At 60.0% G+C, this 15,565-nt stretch carries 11 protein-coding genes and 1 tRNA gene; 9 read left to right on the forward strand and 3 right to left on the reverse strand.

All coding sequences use genetic code 11. The annotated features are described in order from the left end of the window. The first annotated feature begins 37 nt into the window (after nt 1-37). The 7 genes from hfq to K0F88_RS01905 all read left to right on the forward strand — a co-directional run bounded on the left by hfq (nt 38) and on the right by K0F88_RS01905 (nt 8,685). On the forward strand, nt 38-298 hold the full coding sequence (gene hfq, locus K0F88_RS01875) for an RNA chaperone Hfq (RefSeq protein WP_007902656.1): 261 nt from the start codon (nt 38-40) through the stop codon (nt 296-298). Between the two features lie 12 nt (nt 299-310). Further along, a complete protein-coding gene (gene hflX / locus K0F88_RS01880) occupies nt 311-1,612 on the forward strand; it encodes a ribosome rescue GTPase HflX (protein WP_219093612.1) in 1,302 nt (433 codons plus the stop codon). A gap of 96 nt (nt 1,613-1,708) precedes the next feature. Next, nucleotides 1,709-2,881: an FtsH protease activity modulator HflK gene (gene hflK / locus K0F88_RS01885; RefSeq protein ID WP_219093615.1), complete on the forward strand. Its 1,173-nt coding sequence runs from the start codon at nt 1,709-1,711 to the stop codon at nt 2,879-2,881. Then, nucleotides 2,881-3,750 (forward strand): protease modulator HflC, encoded by an 870-nt coding sequence (gene hflC, locus K0F88_RS01890; RefSeq protein ID WP_219093618.1) that lies wholly within the window; start codon nt 2,881-2,883, stop codon nt 3,748-3,750. Before hflK ends, hflC begins: the two co-directional genes overlap by 1 nt. A gap of 315 nt (nt 3,751-4,065) precedes the next feature. Then, on the forward strand, nt 4,066-5,253 hold the full coding sequence (locus K0F88_RS01895) for an ATP phosphoribosyltransferase regulatory subunit (RefSeq protein WP_219093621.1): 1,188 nt from the start codon (nt 4,066-4,068) through the stop codon (nt 5,251-5,253). Nucleotides 5,254-5,307: 54 nt separating this feature from the next. Further along, nucleotides 5,308-6,600 (forward strand): adenylosuccinate synthase, encoded by a 1,293-nt coding sequence (locus K0F88_RS01900; RefSeq protein ID WP_010464193.1) that lies wholly within the window; start codon nt 5,308-5,310, stop codon nt 6,598-6,600. A gap of 150 nt (nt 6,601-6,750) precedes the next feature. Continuing rightward, a complete protein-coding gene (locus tag K0F88_RS01905; protein ID WP_219093623.1) occupies nt 6,751-8,685 on the forward strand; it encodes a methyl-accepting chemotaxis protein in 1,935 nt (644 codons plus the stop codon). Nucleotides 8,686-8,807: 122 nt separating this feature from the next. On the opposite strand, the gene K0F88_RS01910 is transcribed toward K0F88_RS01905, so the two are convergent. The 3 genes from K0F88_RS01910 to K0F88_RS01920 all read right to left on the reverse strand — a co-directional run bounded on the left by K0F88_RS01910 (nt 8,808) and on the right by K0F88_RS01920 (nt 11,696). Then, nucleotides 8,808-10,373, reverse strand: coding sequence for an iron ABC transporter permease (locus K0F88_RS01910; RefSeq protein WP_219093625.1), 1,566 nt, complete (start codon nt 10,371-10,373; stop codon nt 8,808-8,810). Beyond that, on the reverse strand, nt 10,373-11,383 hold the full coding sequence (locus K0F88_RS01915) for an extracellular solute-binding protein (protein WP_219093628.1): 1,011 nt from the start codon (nt 11,381-11,383) through the stop codon (nt 10,373-10,375). Before K0F88_RS01915 ends, K0F88_RS01910 begins: the two co-directional genes overlap by 1 nt. A gap of 226 nt (nt 11,384-11,609) precedes the next feature. Then, nucleotides 11,610-11,696: transfer RNA gene (locus K0F88_RS01920), tRNA-Leu, on the reverse strand. A gap of 226 nt (nt 11,697-11,922) precedes the next feature. Here K0F88_RS01920 and rnr point away from each other — a divergent pair. Together rnr and rlmB are read left to right on the forward strand one after the other, a co-directional pair. Then, nucleotides 11,923-14,553, forward strand: coding sequence for a ribonuclease R (gene rnr, locus K0F88_RS01925; RefSeq protein WP_219093631.1), 2,631 nt, complete (start codon nt 11,923-11,925; stop codon nt 14,551-14,553). Further along, nucleotides 14,550-15,311, forward strand: coding sequence for a 23S rRNA (guanosine(2251)-2'-O)-methyltransferase RlmB (rlmB, locus tag K0F88_RS01930; RefSeq protein ID WP_219093634.1), 762 nt, complete (start codon nt 14,550-14,552; stop codon nt 15,309-15,311). The genes rnr and rlmB overlap by 4 nt, the downstream gene beginning before the upstream one ends. The last annotated feature ends 254 nt before the right edge of the window (nt 15,312-15,565 follow it).

Genomic DNA, 15,565 nt, shown 5'->3' on the forward strand with positions numbered 1-15,565 from the left:
CTATTTTTTATATTGAATCCTTAAAGGAGTGCGGCACATGTCAAAAGGGCATTCGCTACAAGACCCTTACTTGAATACTTTACGTAAAGAGAAAGTTGGGGTGTCCATCTACCTGGTGAACGGGATCAAACTGCAAGGCACGATCGAGTCTTTCGACCAGTTCGTTATCCTGCTGAAGAACACCGTCAGCCAGATGGTTTACAAACACGCTATCTCTACAGTGGTGCCGGTTCGTCCAATTCGTCTGCCTAGCGCAACCGAATCCGAAGCAGGTGACGCTGAGCCAGGTAACGCCTGATAGGAGTCTCCTTTGTTCTTTGAGCGCCACGGTGGTGGTGAGCGAGTGATCCTCGTTCACTTGGATGGACAGGACCCTGAGGCGCGCGAAGATCCGCAGGAGTTTCAGGAGTTGGCTAATTCGGCCGGCGCCGAGACCGTTGCGTTTTTTAACGTGCCGCGTCATCGGCCAACCGCCAAATTCCTGATTGGCAGCGGCAAGGTCGAGGAACTTCGCGACCTGGTCCATGCCGAGAAGGCAGATCTGGTGATCTTCAATCACATCCTCACGCCCAGTCAGGAACGTAACCTCGAACGTGTTTTCGAGTGTCGCGTGATCGACCGCACCGGTCTGATTCTCGATATTTTCGCCCAGCGCGCCCGTACCCATGAAGGCAAGCTCCAGGTAGAACTGGCCCAGCTTGACCACATGAGCACCCGGCTGGTTCGTGGCTGGACTCACCTTGAGCGTCAAGGTGGCGGTATCGGCATGCGTGGCCCGGGTGAAACCCAGCTTGAGACCGACCGCCGTTTGCTGCGGGTTCGCCTGCGACAGATCAAGGGCCGGCTGGAGAAAGTGCGCAGCCAGCGCGAACAGTCGCGACGTGGCCGTATGCGTGCGGATATCCCTACCGTGTCTTTGGTGGGGTATACCAACGCCGGTAAATCCACGCTCTTCAATAATGTGACGAAATCCGACGTGTACGCGGCTGACCAGTTGTTTGCCACGCTGGACCCGACCTTGCGCCGTCTGGAACTGGACGACCTGGGGCCGATTGTCCTGGCAGACACGGTGGGTTTCATTCGCCACTTGCCCCACAAGCTGGTCGAGGCATTTCGGTCTACCCTCGAAGAGTCGAGCAACTCGGACCTGCTGTTGCACGTGATCGATGCGGCCGAACCGGATCGCATGTTGCAGATCGAGCAGGTGATGGTGGTGTTGGGCGAGATTGGTGCCCAGGACTTGCCGATCCTCGAGGTCTATAACAAACTCGATTTGCTTGAAGGCGTTGAGCCACAAATTCAGCGCGACGAAAACGGCAAGCCCCAGCGGGTCTGGCTGTCGGCGCGTGATGGCACTGGTCTGGAATTGCTTGAGCAAGCCATTGCCGAGTTGCTCGGCAGTGAGTTGTTTATCGGTACCTTGCGCTTACCGCAGCGATTCGCTCGACTGCGTGCGCAATTCTTCGAACTCGGAGCGGTGCAGAAAGAAGAACACGACGAAGAAGGTGTCAGCTTGCTGGCCGTTCGATTGCCGCGTTCGGAGCTCAATCGGCTGGTCAGCCGTGAAGGCGTAGTGCCGACGGAGTTCATCGAGCAACACACTTTGCAATAAAAGCCTGAGAAAGCGGTTGTGCCGTGGTGACAGGCATTCTGTAGCATTGGTCGGCGCGCCGTGGGTGCGTCTTTGCTTTATCAGATGGAGAGCGCTATGGCTTGGAATGAGCCGGGTGGCAACTCGAATAATCAGGATCCTTGGGGTGGCAAGCGCCGCAATAACGGCGACCGCAAGGGACCACCGGATCTCGACGAGGCCTTCCGAAAGCTGCAGGAAAGCCTGAACGGGTTGTTCGGTGGTGGTAAGAAACGCGGTGATGACGGCGGTGGTTCGGGCAAGAGTGGCGGCTTCGGCGGCCTGCTCGGCATCGGCCTGGTCGTGTTGGCGGCCGTGTGGCTGTACAGCGCGGTCTACGTAGTCGACGAGCAGGAGCAAGCCGTGGTGCTGCGCTTCGGCAAGTACTACGAAACCGTCGGACCGGGCCTGAACATCTATTTCCCGCCGATCGATCGCAAGTACCTGGAAAACGTCACGCGTGAGCGTGCCTATACCAAGCAGGGTCAAATGCTCACTGAAGACGAGAACATCGTCGAAGTGCCGCTGACCGTGCAGTACAAGATCAGCAACCTGCAGGACTTCGTGCTGAGCGTCGATCAGCCGGAAATCAGCCTGCAGCACGCGACCGAAAGTGCCTTGCGCCATGTGGTGGGTTCCACCGCGATGGACCAGGTGCTGACCGAAGGTCGTGAGTTGATGGCCAGCGAGATCAAGGAGCGTCTGCAACGCTTCATGGATACCTATCGCACCGGTATTACCGTCACTCAGGTCAACGTACAGAGCGCAGCGGCACCGCGTGAAGTGCAGGAAGCCTTCGATGACGTGATCCGTGCCCGTGAAGACGAGCAGCGTTCGCGCAACCAGGCTGAAACCTACGCCAACGGCGTCGTGCCGGAAGCCCGTGGTCAGGCCCAGCGTATTCTCGAGGATGCCAACGGCTACCGTGACGAAACCGTCTCGCGCGCCAAGGGTGAGGCTGATCGCTTCACCAAACTGGTGAGCGAGTACCGCAAGGCCCCTGAAGTGACCCGTGAGCGTCTGTACCTGGACACCATGCAGGAAGTCTTCACCAACACCAGCAAGGTGCTCGTGACCGGCAACAAGAATGGCCAGAGCAATCTGCTGTACTTGCCGCTGGACAAGATGGTCGAAAGTGGTCGCAACACCAGCACTCCGGTGACCGGTGCGGCAGCCACCAGCAATGAAGCGAATGCGCGTGCGGCAGCTGATCTGCAGCAACAGCAAGCACGTACCAGGGAGAGTCGCTGATGAGCAATAAATCGCTGATCGCCCTTATTGTCGGCGTCGTCGTGGCCATCGCTGCCTGGAACTGCTTCTACATCGTGGCTCAGACCGAGCGTGCGGTGCTGCTGCAGTTCGGTCGTGTGGTCCAGGCCGATGTTCAGCCGGGCCTGCATGTGAAAGTGCCTTACGTTAACCAGGTGCGCAAATTCGACGCACGCCTGATGACGCTGGATGCACCGACGCAACGCTTCCTGACGCTGGAAAAGAAAGCCGTGATGGTCGATGCCTACGCCAAGTGGCGCGTGAAGGACGCTGAGCGTTACTACACCGCAACCTCCGGCCTCAAGCAGATTGCCGACGAGCGTCTGTCCCGTCGTCTGGAATCGGGCCTGCGTGACCAGTTCGGTAAGCGCACGCTGCACGAAGTGGTTTCCGGTGAACGTGATGCGCTGATGTCCGACATCACCGCCTCGCTGAACAAGATGGCGGAAAAAGAGCTGGGTATCGAAGTGGTCGATGTCCGGGTCAAGGCCATCGATCTGCCGAAAGAAGTGAACCGCAGTGTGTTCGAGCGTATGAGCTCCGAGCGTGAGCGTGAAGCTCGCGAGCACCGCGCCAAGGGTAACGAGCTGGCAGAAGGCATCCGTGCCGACGCCGATCGTCAACGCCGCGTGCTGCTGGCTGAAGCCTATCGTGAATCTGAAGAGGTTCGCGGTGACGGTGATGCCCAGGCTGCTGCGATCTACTCCAAGGCCTACGGCCAGGATCAGGAGTTCTACGGTTTCTACCGTAGCCTGCGCGCCTACCGTGAAAGCTTCGCGAACAAATCCGACGTCATGGTCCTGGACCCAAGCAGCGACTTCTTCCGTTACCTGGAAAAAGCCAAGCCTTGATACGACGTTGACCTGAATCATCCCCCGCCTGGCGGCTAAAGCCTCGGGCGGGGTGATCCTTTGGGAAAACGTGTGTATGATGCGGCAGCCGGGAAATTCCCGGCTTTTTTGCGTCTGCACGTTTGATTGCTGTTTTTAAGCGGGCGCCCGAGTTGAATGACTCGACAGGTTTTTCGAGGAAAGTGGTTGGCGAAGCCGGTTTCAGGCTTTTCGCCACGTTGTTTATGCGCGTGGTTTGCACATAAGCCGATCATTTTCTGCTTCACTCAAGGCTCGCCCAACGGCTGGCCGCCCGGATCATAGGGGAATGGCGTAATGGCAACGGTAGACCGCTGGCTGCTGCCAGATGGCATCGAAGAAGTACTGCCACCAGAGGCGGCGCGCATTGAAGTCGCGCGTCGTCAGGTGTTGGATCTGTTCCAGAGCTGGGGTTACGAGTTTGTCGTGACTCCCCATATCGAGTACCTGGAATCCCTGCTGACCGGCGCGGGCTCAGACCTCGATCTGCGTACCTTCAAGGTCATCGACCCGCAATCGGGCCGGCAGATGGGTTTCCGTGCCGACATCACGCCGCAAGTGGCGCGCATCGATGCGCACACCCTGCGTCGCGAAGGCCCGAGCCGTCTGTGCTATGCCGGCAGCGTGCTGCATGCCCAGCCGCGCGCCCTGTCGTCCTCACGCAGCCCGATCCAGCTGGGCGCCGAGTTGTACGGCGATGCCAGCCCGAGCAGCGACGTGGAAGTCATCAGCCTGATGCTGGCCATGCTGCAACTGGCCGATGTGCCGGATGTGCACATGGACCTCGGTCATGTCGGCATCTACCGCGGCCTGGCCCGTGCGGCCGGTCTGTCCGGTGAAGTTGAACAACAGTTGTTCGATGCATTGCAACGCAAGGCCATCGACGAGGTCATTACTTTGACCGAAGGCTTGCCTGCCGATCTGTCGGGCATGCTGCGTGCGTTGGTCGATCTGTGTGGCGGCCGTGAAGTATTGAGCGCTGCCCGCGAGCGTCTTGCGCATGCGCCGACGCCGGTTCTGGCGGCGCTGGACGATTTGCTGGCGATTGCCGAGCGTCTGTCCACGCGTTTCCCGGAACTGCCGCTTTACTTCGACCTGGGCGAGTTGCGTGGCTACCACTACCACACCGGTGTGGTGTTCGCGGTGTTCGTACCGGGCGTTGGCCAGTCCATTGCCCAGGGCGGTCGTTACGACGACATCGGCGCCGACTTCGGTCGCGCGCGTCCGGCAACCGGCTTCTCCACCGATTTGAAAACCCTGGTGACCCTGGGGCGTGCTGAGATCGAGCTACCGTCTGGCGGTATCTGGATGCCTGACAGTACGGATGCGGCACTCTGGCAGCAGGTTTGCCAGTTGCGCAGTGAGGGTCAGCGTGTCGTTCAGGCGTTGCCTGGACAACCTTTGGCCGCCGCCCGTGAAGCGGACTGCGACCGGCAATTGATTCAGCAGAACGGGCTTTGGCAAGTATCGCCACTGGCTTCTTGAGTTTTCCTGTCGGCTGCGGCCGGCACCAAGTTTGCGCGAATGAGGACAAGTGTTATGGGTAAGAATGTCGTAGTCCTGGGCACCCAATGGGGTGATGAGGGCAAAGGCAAGATCGTTGATCTGCTGACCGAACATGCTGCCGCCGTAGTGCGCTATCAGGGTGGCCACAACGCGGGTCACACCTTGGTGATCGACGGCGAAAAAACCGTCTTGCACCTGATTCCGTCGGGCGTATTGCGCGAAGGCGTGCAGTGCCTGATCGGCAACGGTGTGGTGGTTGCACCCGACGCTCTGCTGCGGGAAATCATCAAGTTGGAAGAGAAAGGCGTACCGGTGCGTGAGCGCCTGCGTATCAGCCCGTCCTGCCCGCTGATCCTGTCCTACCACGTAGCGCTGGACCAGGCCCGTGAAAAGGCCCGTGGCGAGCTGAAGATCGGTACCACCGGTCGCGGCATCGGCCCGGCTTACGAAGACAAGGTTGCACGTCGCGGTCTGCGCATCGGTGACTTGTTCCACCGTGAGCGTTTCGCCGCCAAGCTGGGCGAGTTGCTGGATTACCACAACTTCGTGCTGGTCAATTACTACAAAGAACCGGCCATCGACTTCCAGAAGACTCTCGACGAGTGCATGGAATACGCCGAGCTGCTGAAGCCGATGATGCTCGACGTCACCGCCGAGCTGCACGAACTGCGTCGCGCTGGCAAAGACATCATGTTCGAAGGCGCCCAAGGCTCCCTGCTGGACATCGACCACGGTACCTACCCGTACGTCACCAGCTCCAACACCACCGCGGGCGGCATCGCTACCGGTTCGGGTTTTGGCCCGATGTACCTGGATTACATCCTGGGCATCACCAAGGCGTACACCACTCGCGTCGGTTCGGGTCCGTTCCCGACTGAGCTGTTCGACGATGTTGGTGCATTCCTGGCCAAGCGCGGCCACGAGTTCGGCGCTACCACCGGCCGTGCCCGTCGTTGCGGCTGGTTCGATGCCGTCATCCTGCGTCGCGCTATCGACGTCAACAGCATCTCGGGCCTGTGCCTGACCAAGCTGGACGTGCTGGACGGTCTGGAAACCATCAACATCTGTGTTGGCTACAAGAACCAGGATGGTGCAGTGATCGACGCACCGACTGACGCCGACAGCTACATCGGCCTGGAGCCGGTGTACGAAGAGATGCCAGGCTGGACCGAATCCACCGTCGGTGCCAAGACGCTGGAAGAGCTGCCGCAAGCTGCTCGCAACTACATCAAGCGCGTCGAAGAGTTGGTCGGTGCGCCGATTGACATTATTTCGACGGGCCCGGACCGCAACGAAACCATCGTTTTGCGTCACCCGTTCGCTTAATAAGTCGTTGATGTAGAAAGCAAAGGGTCCTTGATTGGACCCTTTGTCGTTTGTGCCTGCCGGACGGCATGACCTTTGCTGTGATGTTGAATAAAAGCATCGCTTCCAGCGCGCCATCAATTTAATGGCGCCAAAGCAGAGGGATTCCAAGTGTCGGCCGTTCTCTCATTGTTACAAAGCCGTTTGTTGCGGCCAGTGTTCGTTACCCTTGGTATCGCCCTTTTGGTGCAGGTGCTGGTGGCTGTTGCCCTGACTCGGAGCACAGTGACTGCGCTTGAAGCCGATCTCGGCGTGCGTCTTGGGGCGGACAGTCAAAAACTGTCTGGCGAACTCGAGCAGGCCGGGCGTGAAGTCACGTCGAGCCTGGACAATCTCTCCACCAGCACCCGTCAGCGACTCACTGCCGGCTTGTCTACGCGATTGAAAGACGAGCAGGTGCAATTGCGTGCAACGTTGGAAAAGGATCTCAAGGATTCGGCCAACGACATGGCACAACTGCTGGCCTCGGTCGCCCCACGTGCCATGTGGGACAGCGACGTTCCAACCCTGTCCGAATTTGCCCGTCGGGCCCAGCGCAATCCCAACGTGTTGTTCGTGGTGTATGACGACGCGACGGGTCAGCACCTGACGCGCTACCTCAACCGCGAAAATCCGATCAACAAGGCGCTGCTGGAGAAGGGCCAGGGCGAGCGTGCGCTGGACAAGGTGCTGGACGCGGCGAAGAACGATCCGTCGGTCTACTACCTCGAAGCCTCGATCAACCCGAATGGCGTAGAAATCGGCAAGGTCTTGATGGGCGTCTCGACCGCGTCGGTGGAAACCGATCTGGCGGCCCTGGATAAACGTTTTGCGGCGCTGATTGCCAGCGGTGATCAACTGGTTGGCGACAGCCTCAAAGGCGCAGCCGCCGACAGTGCCACGGCGATGCGTGCGCGCCTGACGTCTGCGCAGGCCACGGCTTCTGAAATGAAAGCCAACACCACCAGCACTGTGCAGGAAGCGGCGTCGACATTGCGCTGGCGCATCGGGATGTTCCTGGCGCTGGTCGGTTGCGGTGTGCTGCTGTTGCTCGCGGTGGTGCTGGGCCGTCGCGTGGTCAATCGCTTGAAAATGCTCATCGCCGCCATGGATGACCTGGCAGCGGGCGAGGGCGATCTGACCAAGCGCGTGCAGATCAACAGCAAGGACGAAATTGGCGACATGGCCTCGGCGGTCAATCGCTTTGTGGATAAGTTGCAGCCGATCGTGCGCGAAGCCGGCGATGTGGCCCAGCGCACCGGTGTGGAAATCGGCGCCATGACACTGCGCAATGCCGGAGCCGATGCGGCGGCGGGCATGCAGCGAGATGAAGTGGCCGAGAGTCTGCGGGCGTTGTCGCAAATGGCGGATGAAGCCCAATCGGAAAGCCACGCCATGCAGGCTGCGCTGCAGCAAGTGGTGGACATTCGTTCTGCCACCGATGAAAACACTCGGACTTCGGCCAAGGTCGGCAGCCTGATCGAGGCGTTGGCCGGGCAGGTCGATACCGGGGCGAAAGTCATCGAGCGTCTGGCGCAACAGAGTGAGCAGATTGAAGTGGTGCTGACCGTTATTCACGGGATCGCCGAGCAAACCAACCTGCTGGCACTGAACGCCGCCATCGAAGCGGCGCGTGCCGGCGAAACCGGTCGTGGCTTTGCGGTGGTGGCGGACGAAGTCCGGGCGTTGGCGAGCAAGACCCAAAGTTCCACCGGCGACATCCAGGCGCACATCGTGGCCTTGCAGCAAGGTGCGCGTGAAGCGGTGGCAGCGATCGGCCAGGCCGGGCGTCAGGCCAATGAAGGTTTGCTGGTATTGCGTGACAGCGCAAGGCTGCAGCAGTCGGTGCAGGCATCGGTCGAGCAGGTGCATGCGGCGATTGGGCTGGCGACGCAAGCAGCGGCGCATCAGGCGCAAGGTGCGCAGGCCGTGCGGGGTCGGGTCGAGACCATTCATGCACAGGCTGAGAAAGCGGCTCAGGCAGTGGTCGAAACCACGGCCAGCGGCAAGGTGCTGGATGGGTTGGCGGCGCAACTGAAGGCGAGCCTGGGGCAGTTCCGGGCTTAAATTTGTATTGATCGGGCTGACGCTATCGCGGGCAAGCCCGCTCCCACAGGGATTTCTGTCGCACACACATTGTGTGTTCACTGAAGAACATTGTGGGAGCGGGCTTGCCCGCAATAGCGGCTTCAGCGACTCAGATACATCCGCGTCGTAAGAAGATAGACCGGCAACCCCGACACCAGAATCAACAACGCCGCATAAGGCGCCGCCGCCGCAAACTCCACATTCGCGGTATGTGCCCAAACCTCCGTCGCCAGCGTATTGAGCCCGGTCGGACTCAACAGCAACGTCGCCGTCAGTTCCTTCATCGCATCCAGAAATACCAACGCAAACGCCGCCCCCAGCGCCGGGAAAATGATCGGCAGCGTCACCCGACAAAACGCACTGAAAGACGACGCCCCCAGCGTGCGTGCCGCCTCTTCCAGTTGCGGCGCCGCCTTGTTCAGCGCCGTGCGAATCGGCGCCTGCGCCAAGGGCAAAAACAGCAACGCATAAGCGATCAGCAGCAGTGCCGAAGTCTGGTACAGCACCGGCACGTAGTGCAGGGCGAAATACACCAGCGTCAGCGCAATCACCAAGCCTGGCAGTGCGTGCAACAGATACGGCAAGCGCTCGGCCCAGATCGCGAGCCGGCCTTTATGACGCACCACCAGCAGTCCCACCGGTACCGCCAGCACCAGGCACAACGCGGCGCCACCCAGCGACAACGCCAAGGACGACAGCAGCGCCTCACTGATCGCGGCCACCGGGAATGCCGCCGACGAACCTACCGCCAGCCAGTACGCCAGCATCCCCAGCGGAATGCCGCTGCCGATGATCGCCAATACCAGGCAGTAAACCTGTCCAGCGACCGTCCACGGCCCCAGTCGAACCTGTTCTGCCTGCCGCGCTGCGCCTTGGCCGGTGCGCACGTGCCGGCCTTTGCCGCGTACTCGCAACTCAAGCCACAACAACACCAGGCAAAGCGCCAGAAGCACCGCCGACAGCATCGCCGCGTTGGCGTTGCTGAATTCCAGTTCGAACTGCTGATAGATCGCGGTGGTAAAGGTTTGCAGGCCGATGATCGACAGGGCGCCGAACTCCACCAGCATGTGCAGGGCAATCAACAGCGAGCCGGCAAGCAGGGATGGCCACAGCAGGGGGAGGGTAATCCTGAAGAATACGCCCCAGCGATTCTGTCCCAGGGTGCGGGCAGATTCTTCCAGGGAGGGATCGAGATTGCGCAGGGTCGCTGCGACGGGCAGAAAGATCAGCGGGTACTTCGACAGGGTCATCACCAGGATCGCCCCGCCCAAGCCTTCGAAATGCGCGCTCAGGGATACCCAGGTAAAACTGCTGACGAACGCCGGCACGGCGAACGGCAAGCACAGGATCACGCCCCACAAACGCCGTCCCGGCAGATTGCTGCGTTCCAGCAGCCAGGCAAGGGATAAGCCGATCACGCCGCAAGCAACCGTCACACCGATCATCAGCGCCAACGTATTGCGCAGCAGCCCGAACACATAAGGCCGCCACAGCAAATGCAGCGCCTCGGCCCAGCCGGCCTGCCAGGTCTTGAGTCCGACATACACCAGCGGTAAAAGGCTGAGCACCACCAGCAGCAAAACCGGCAGCAGCAGCCAGATCGACGGCCGCTTGCGCCGTGGCACGTAACCCCCGCGCGAGGCGGGGGCGGATAACGATGCGCTCATCAGTTCAGGCCAACGTCACGTTCCAGGTCCAGGGCTTCTTCGGCATTGCCGAGGTCGGCCGGGGTGACTTTCGGTGCCTCCAGTTCGCTGAACGGCTTGAGACCGCGATCCGATGCCATGCCTTTGTGCAGCGGGTATTCGGCGGTGGTCTGAGTGATCACGCGCTGACCTTCTTCGCTGGCCATGTAGGCAAGGAATTGCTGGGCTTCTTTTGGATGTTTGCTGGATTTCAACACGGCAGCGCTGGAAACGGTGATCAGCCCGCCGACATCGCCGCCGGTGAAGTAATGCAGTTTCGAATCGAGCTGGCCTTTTTCGCGCTGCAAGGCGAACCAGTAATAGTTGTTCACCAATACGGTGGCGACTTCACCGTTTTCCACCGCCTTCAGCGCCACCATGTTGTTGCTGTAAGTTTTGCCAAACGCGCGCAGGCCGGTCAGCCATTCTTCGGCCGCATCCATGCCGTGGACTTTGATGATTGCCACGGCCTGTTCCTGGAACGCGCCGCTGGTGGGTACGAAACCGACCTTGCCTTGCCATTTCGGATCGGAGAATTCCATCACCGACTTGGGCAGGTCTTTTTCATCGATCAGTTTCGGGTTGAAGGCGACCACACGGACCCGGGCGGTAATGCCGATCCAGGTGCCATTGCCCGCGACGTAGTCTTTTGGCAGAACGGCAAGGGTGGCGGCGTCGGTCTGGGCCAGTAGGCCTTGTTCGCCGAGCTTGTTCAGCGGTGGCGATTCTTCGGTGTAGATCACATCGGCAGGGGAGCGTTCGCCTTCTTCGACGACCTGGCTGGCGAGCTGGTTACTGCTGCCTTTGCGCACGTTGACGTGAATGCCGGTCTTGGCCTGGAAGGCTTTGGCGATGGCGTCGCCGACTTCCTTGTGTTGGCCGTTGTAGAGGGTCAGGGAAACTGGATCAGCAGCCTGGGTGAGGGGAGTGGCGAGAGCCAGGCCGAGCAGGGTGAAGGTCAGGCCTCGGCGCAGGGTATTTCGAAACATCATTCGCAGGGTTCCTCTCTGTCGCATTGCAAAAACTTGAAACAATGATAAACGATATTGTTTCTCAAGTGCGCCTTGCGGTTCGGGTGAGGCCTTGCTAGAGCAGCTGCTACAGGTTCCATGAGTTTGCGGGTAGGGTGTGTGGCTTTGATTTTCTGAACGCCAGAAACGCAAAAACCCGCTTTCGCGGGTTTCTGTGAAATTCAAGATTGTGAACTTGAATTTGAATTGGTGCCCAGAAGAAGACTCGAACTTCCACGACCTTGCGGTCACCAGCACCTGAAGCTGGCGTGTCTACCAATTTCACCATCTGGGCAGTATCGGCAACGCTAGTGCGTCGTCGATGGCGCGCACTATACGGAGCGTCTTTTTAACTGTAAACCCCTGGCATCAAAAAAACCTGGAAAATTTTACCGACGGCATTTAAATCAGCTTTGCGCTGTCGATATAAGGCTTTAGATGGGCTGTCGCAGTCTGAAATTTCCCGTTTCATTACGCCTATGCCAAACTAACCCGCATATAGACAAGGTGAAAACTCTCTAATGGCCGATTGGCAGTCCCTCGATCCCGAGGCCGCTCGTGAAGCGGAAAAATATGACAACCCTATTCCTAGCCGCGAACTGATCCTTCAGCACCTTGCTGATCGGGGTTCGCCTGCTAACCGCGAGCAGTTGGTGGAAGAGTTTGGTCTGACCACAGAAGACCAGATCGAAGCCCTGCGTCGTCGCCTGCGCGCCATGGAGCGCGATGCTCAACTCATCTATACCCGTCGCGGCACCTATGCGCCGGTGGACAAGCTCGACCTGATCCTCGGCCGCATCAGCGGTCACCGTGACGGCTTCGGCTTCCTGGTCCCGGACGACGGCAGCGACGACCTGTTCATGAGCCCGGCGCAAATGCGTCTGGTGTTCGATGGTGACCGTGCCCTGGCCCGTGTGTCCGGCCTCGACCGTCGCGGTCGCCGCGAAGGCATGATCGTCGAAGTGGTGTCCCGTGCCCACGAGACCATCGTCGGTCGCTACTTCGAAGAAGGCGGTATCGGCTTCGTGGTGGCGGACAATCCGAAGATCCAGCAAGAAGTGCTGGTCACCCCGGGTCGTAACGCCAACGCGCAGATTGGTCAGTTCGTGGAAGTGAAGATCACCCACTGGCCGACGCCACGCTTCCAGCCGCAAGGCGACGTGGTCGAAGTCGTGGGCAACTACATGGCGCCGGGCATGGAAATCGATGTCGCCCTGCGCGCGTACGATATCCCGCACGTCTGGCCTGAAGCGGTCTTGAAAGAAGCCGCCAAGCTCAAGCCTGAAGTCGAAGAGAAAGACAAAGAGAAGCGCGTCGACCTGCGTCATCTGCCGTTCGTGACCATCGACGGTGAAGACGCGCGCGATTTCGATGACGCCGTTTACTGCGAAGCCAAGCCGGGCAAGCTGCGACTGTTCTCCGGCGGCTGGAAGTTGTACGTGGCGATCGCCGACGTCTCCAGCTACGTGAAGATTGGTTCGGCCCTGGACAACGAATCCCAGGTTCGCGGCAACTCGGTGTACTTCCCCGAGCGCGTCGTGCCGATGCTGCCGGAGCAGCTCTCCAACGGCCTGTGCTCGCTGAACCCGCACGTCGATCGCCTGGCCATGGTTTGCGAGATGACCATCTCCAAAACCGGCGAGATGACCGACTACTGCTTCTACGAAGCGGTCATTCACTCCCACGCTCGCCTGACCTACAACAAAGTCAGCGCGATGCTGGAAACGCCGAAACTCACCGAAGCACGTCAGCTTCGCGGCGAGTACACCGACGTTCTGCCACACCTCAAGCAGCTTTACGCACTGTACAAAGTGCTGCTCGGCGCCCGTCACGTGCGTGGCGCGATCGATTTCGAAACGCAAGAAACCCGGATCATCTTCGGGACCGAGCGCAAGATTGCCGAAATCCGTCCGACCGTTCGCAACGATGCGCACAAGCTGATCGAGGAATGCATGCTGGCGGCCAACGTGGCCACCGCTGAATTCCTGAAAAAGCACGAAATCCCTGCGCTGTATCGCGTTCACAACGGCCCGCCACCGGAGCGTCTGGAAAAACTGCGCGCCTTCCTTGGCGAGCTCGGCCTGTCCCTGCACAAAGGCAAGGACGGCCCGTCGCCGAAGGATTACCAGGCCTTGCTGGCCAGCATCAAGGATCGTCCGGATTTCCACCTGATCCAGACCGTCATGCTGCGTTCGTTGAGCCAAGCGGTGTACAGCGCTGATAACCAGGGCCACTTCGGCCTGAATTACGAAGCCTATACCCACTTCACCTCGCCGATCCGCCGTTACCCGGACTTGCTCACGCACCGGGCGATCCGCAGCGTCATCCATTCCAAGCAGGACACGCCGCACGTTCGTCGTGCCGGCGCGATGACCATCCCGAAAGCGCGCATCTATCCATACGACGAAGCGGCGCTGGAGCAGCTCGGCGAGCAATGCTCGATGAGCGAGCGCCGTGCCGACGAAGCCACTCGCGACGTGGTGAACTGGCTCAAGTGCGAGTTCATGAAAGACCGTGTGGGCGAGTCGTTCCCGGGTGTGATTACCGCCGTGACCGGTTTTGGTCTGTTCGTCGAGCTGACCGACATCTACGTCGAAGGCCTGGTGCACGTCACTGCGCTGCCGGGTGATTACTACCACTTCGACCCTGTGCACCACCGCCTCGCCGGTGAGCGTACCGGTCGCAGCTTCCGCCTTGGCGACACCGTTGAAGTGCGCGTGATGCGCGTTGACCTCGACGAACGCAAGATCGACTTCGAGATGGCTGAAAAAACCATCAGCGCGCCGATCGGCCGCAAGAAGCGCGGGACCGAAAAGACCGAACCGGCCGCCAAGACAACGGCCAAAACCGCAGCAGAACCGGCCCCGGCTAAAACCGGTCGTCGTCCTGCCAAGGAAAAGGCAGTCGAGGCCTATCGCCCAAGCGATGCCGCGGCGAAAAATGCCGAACTGCGTAAAAGCCGTGAATTGAAACAGGCGTTGCTGTCTGAAGCGAAAAGCGGCGGTAAAGCGGCGTCTGGGGGAAAGACCGGACGGTCGGCGCCTGACAAGGCCCCCGGCAGCAAGCCAAGCAAACACCGTAAAGGCCCGCCGAAAGCGGGTTCGGCCCCAGCCAAAAGCGGCGGGGCGCGTAAACCTAAGGCCAAGTCATGAGTCATTTGGAAAAGATCTACGGCGTGCACGCTGTAGAAGCGTTGCTGCGTCACCACCCGAAACGCGTCAAGCAGATCTGGCTGGCTGAAGGCCGCAGTGATCCTCGGGTTCAGACACTGATCGCCCTGGCTGCGGAAAATCGCGTGGCCGTCGGCCAGGCTGAGCGCCGTGAGCTGGATGCCTGGGTTGAGGGCGTGCACCAAGGCGTCGTGGCGGATGTGAGCCCGAGCCAGGTCTGGGGCGAGGCGATGCTCGACGAATTGCTCGATCGCACCGAAGGCGCACCACTGTTGCTGGTGCTCGACGGCGTGACCGATCCGCACAACCTTGGCGCTTGCCTGCGTTCGGCCGATGCGGCCGGTGCGCTGGCGGTGATCGTACCGAAGGACAAGTCAGCCACCCTGACCCCGACGGTACGGAAGGTGGCTTGTGGTGCGGCGGAAGTGATTCCGTTGGTCGCCGTGACCAACCTGGCGCGCACTCTGGAAAAACTCAAGCAGCGTGGCTTGTGGGTTGTCGGTACGGCGGGCGAGGCTGAGCAGAGTCTGTATCAGCAAGACATGACCGGCCCGACCATCCTGATCATGGGTGCGGAAGGCAGTGGCATGCGTCGCCTGACTCGCGATCTTTGCGACTACCTGGTACATCTGCCGATGACTGGCAGCGTCAGCAGCCTCAACGTGTCCGTGGCGACCGGCGTTTGCCTGTTTGAAGCCCAGCGCCAGCGCAGCGTAAAGGCCGCCACCAAAAAAGCCTGACACTCCCCTATAGGAGCCGGCTTGCTGGCGATCCAGGCGCCGCGGTTCATCTGACACCGCGTCGCCTGGATCGCCAGCAAGCCGGCTCTTACAGATATGGGGGCGCGGGTGGTTGTTCAAATAATCACCAATTGCCTTGCACCTCTCCTGTCCCTTCTCTACAATTGCGCCCCTTGCTGTGACGGCAGGCACTGATGTGTCTATCGCAAGCAAGTCCATAAGTGTCATTCACTCCTTGTCTGACCGTTTTTGAA

This window comes from Pseudomonas sp. UMAB-40 (assembly GCF_900095275.1).
Lineage (GTDB): Bacteria > Pseudomonadota > Gammaproteobacteria > Pseudomonadales > Pseudomonadaceae > Aquipseudomonas > Aquipseudomonas mandelii_B.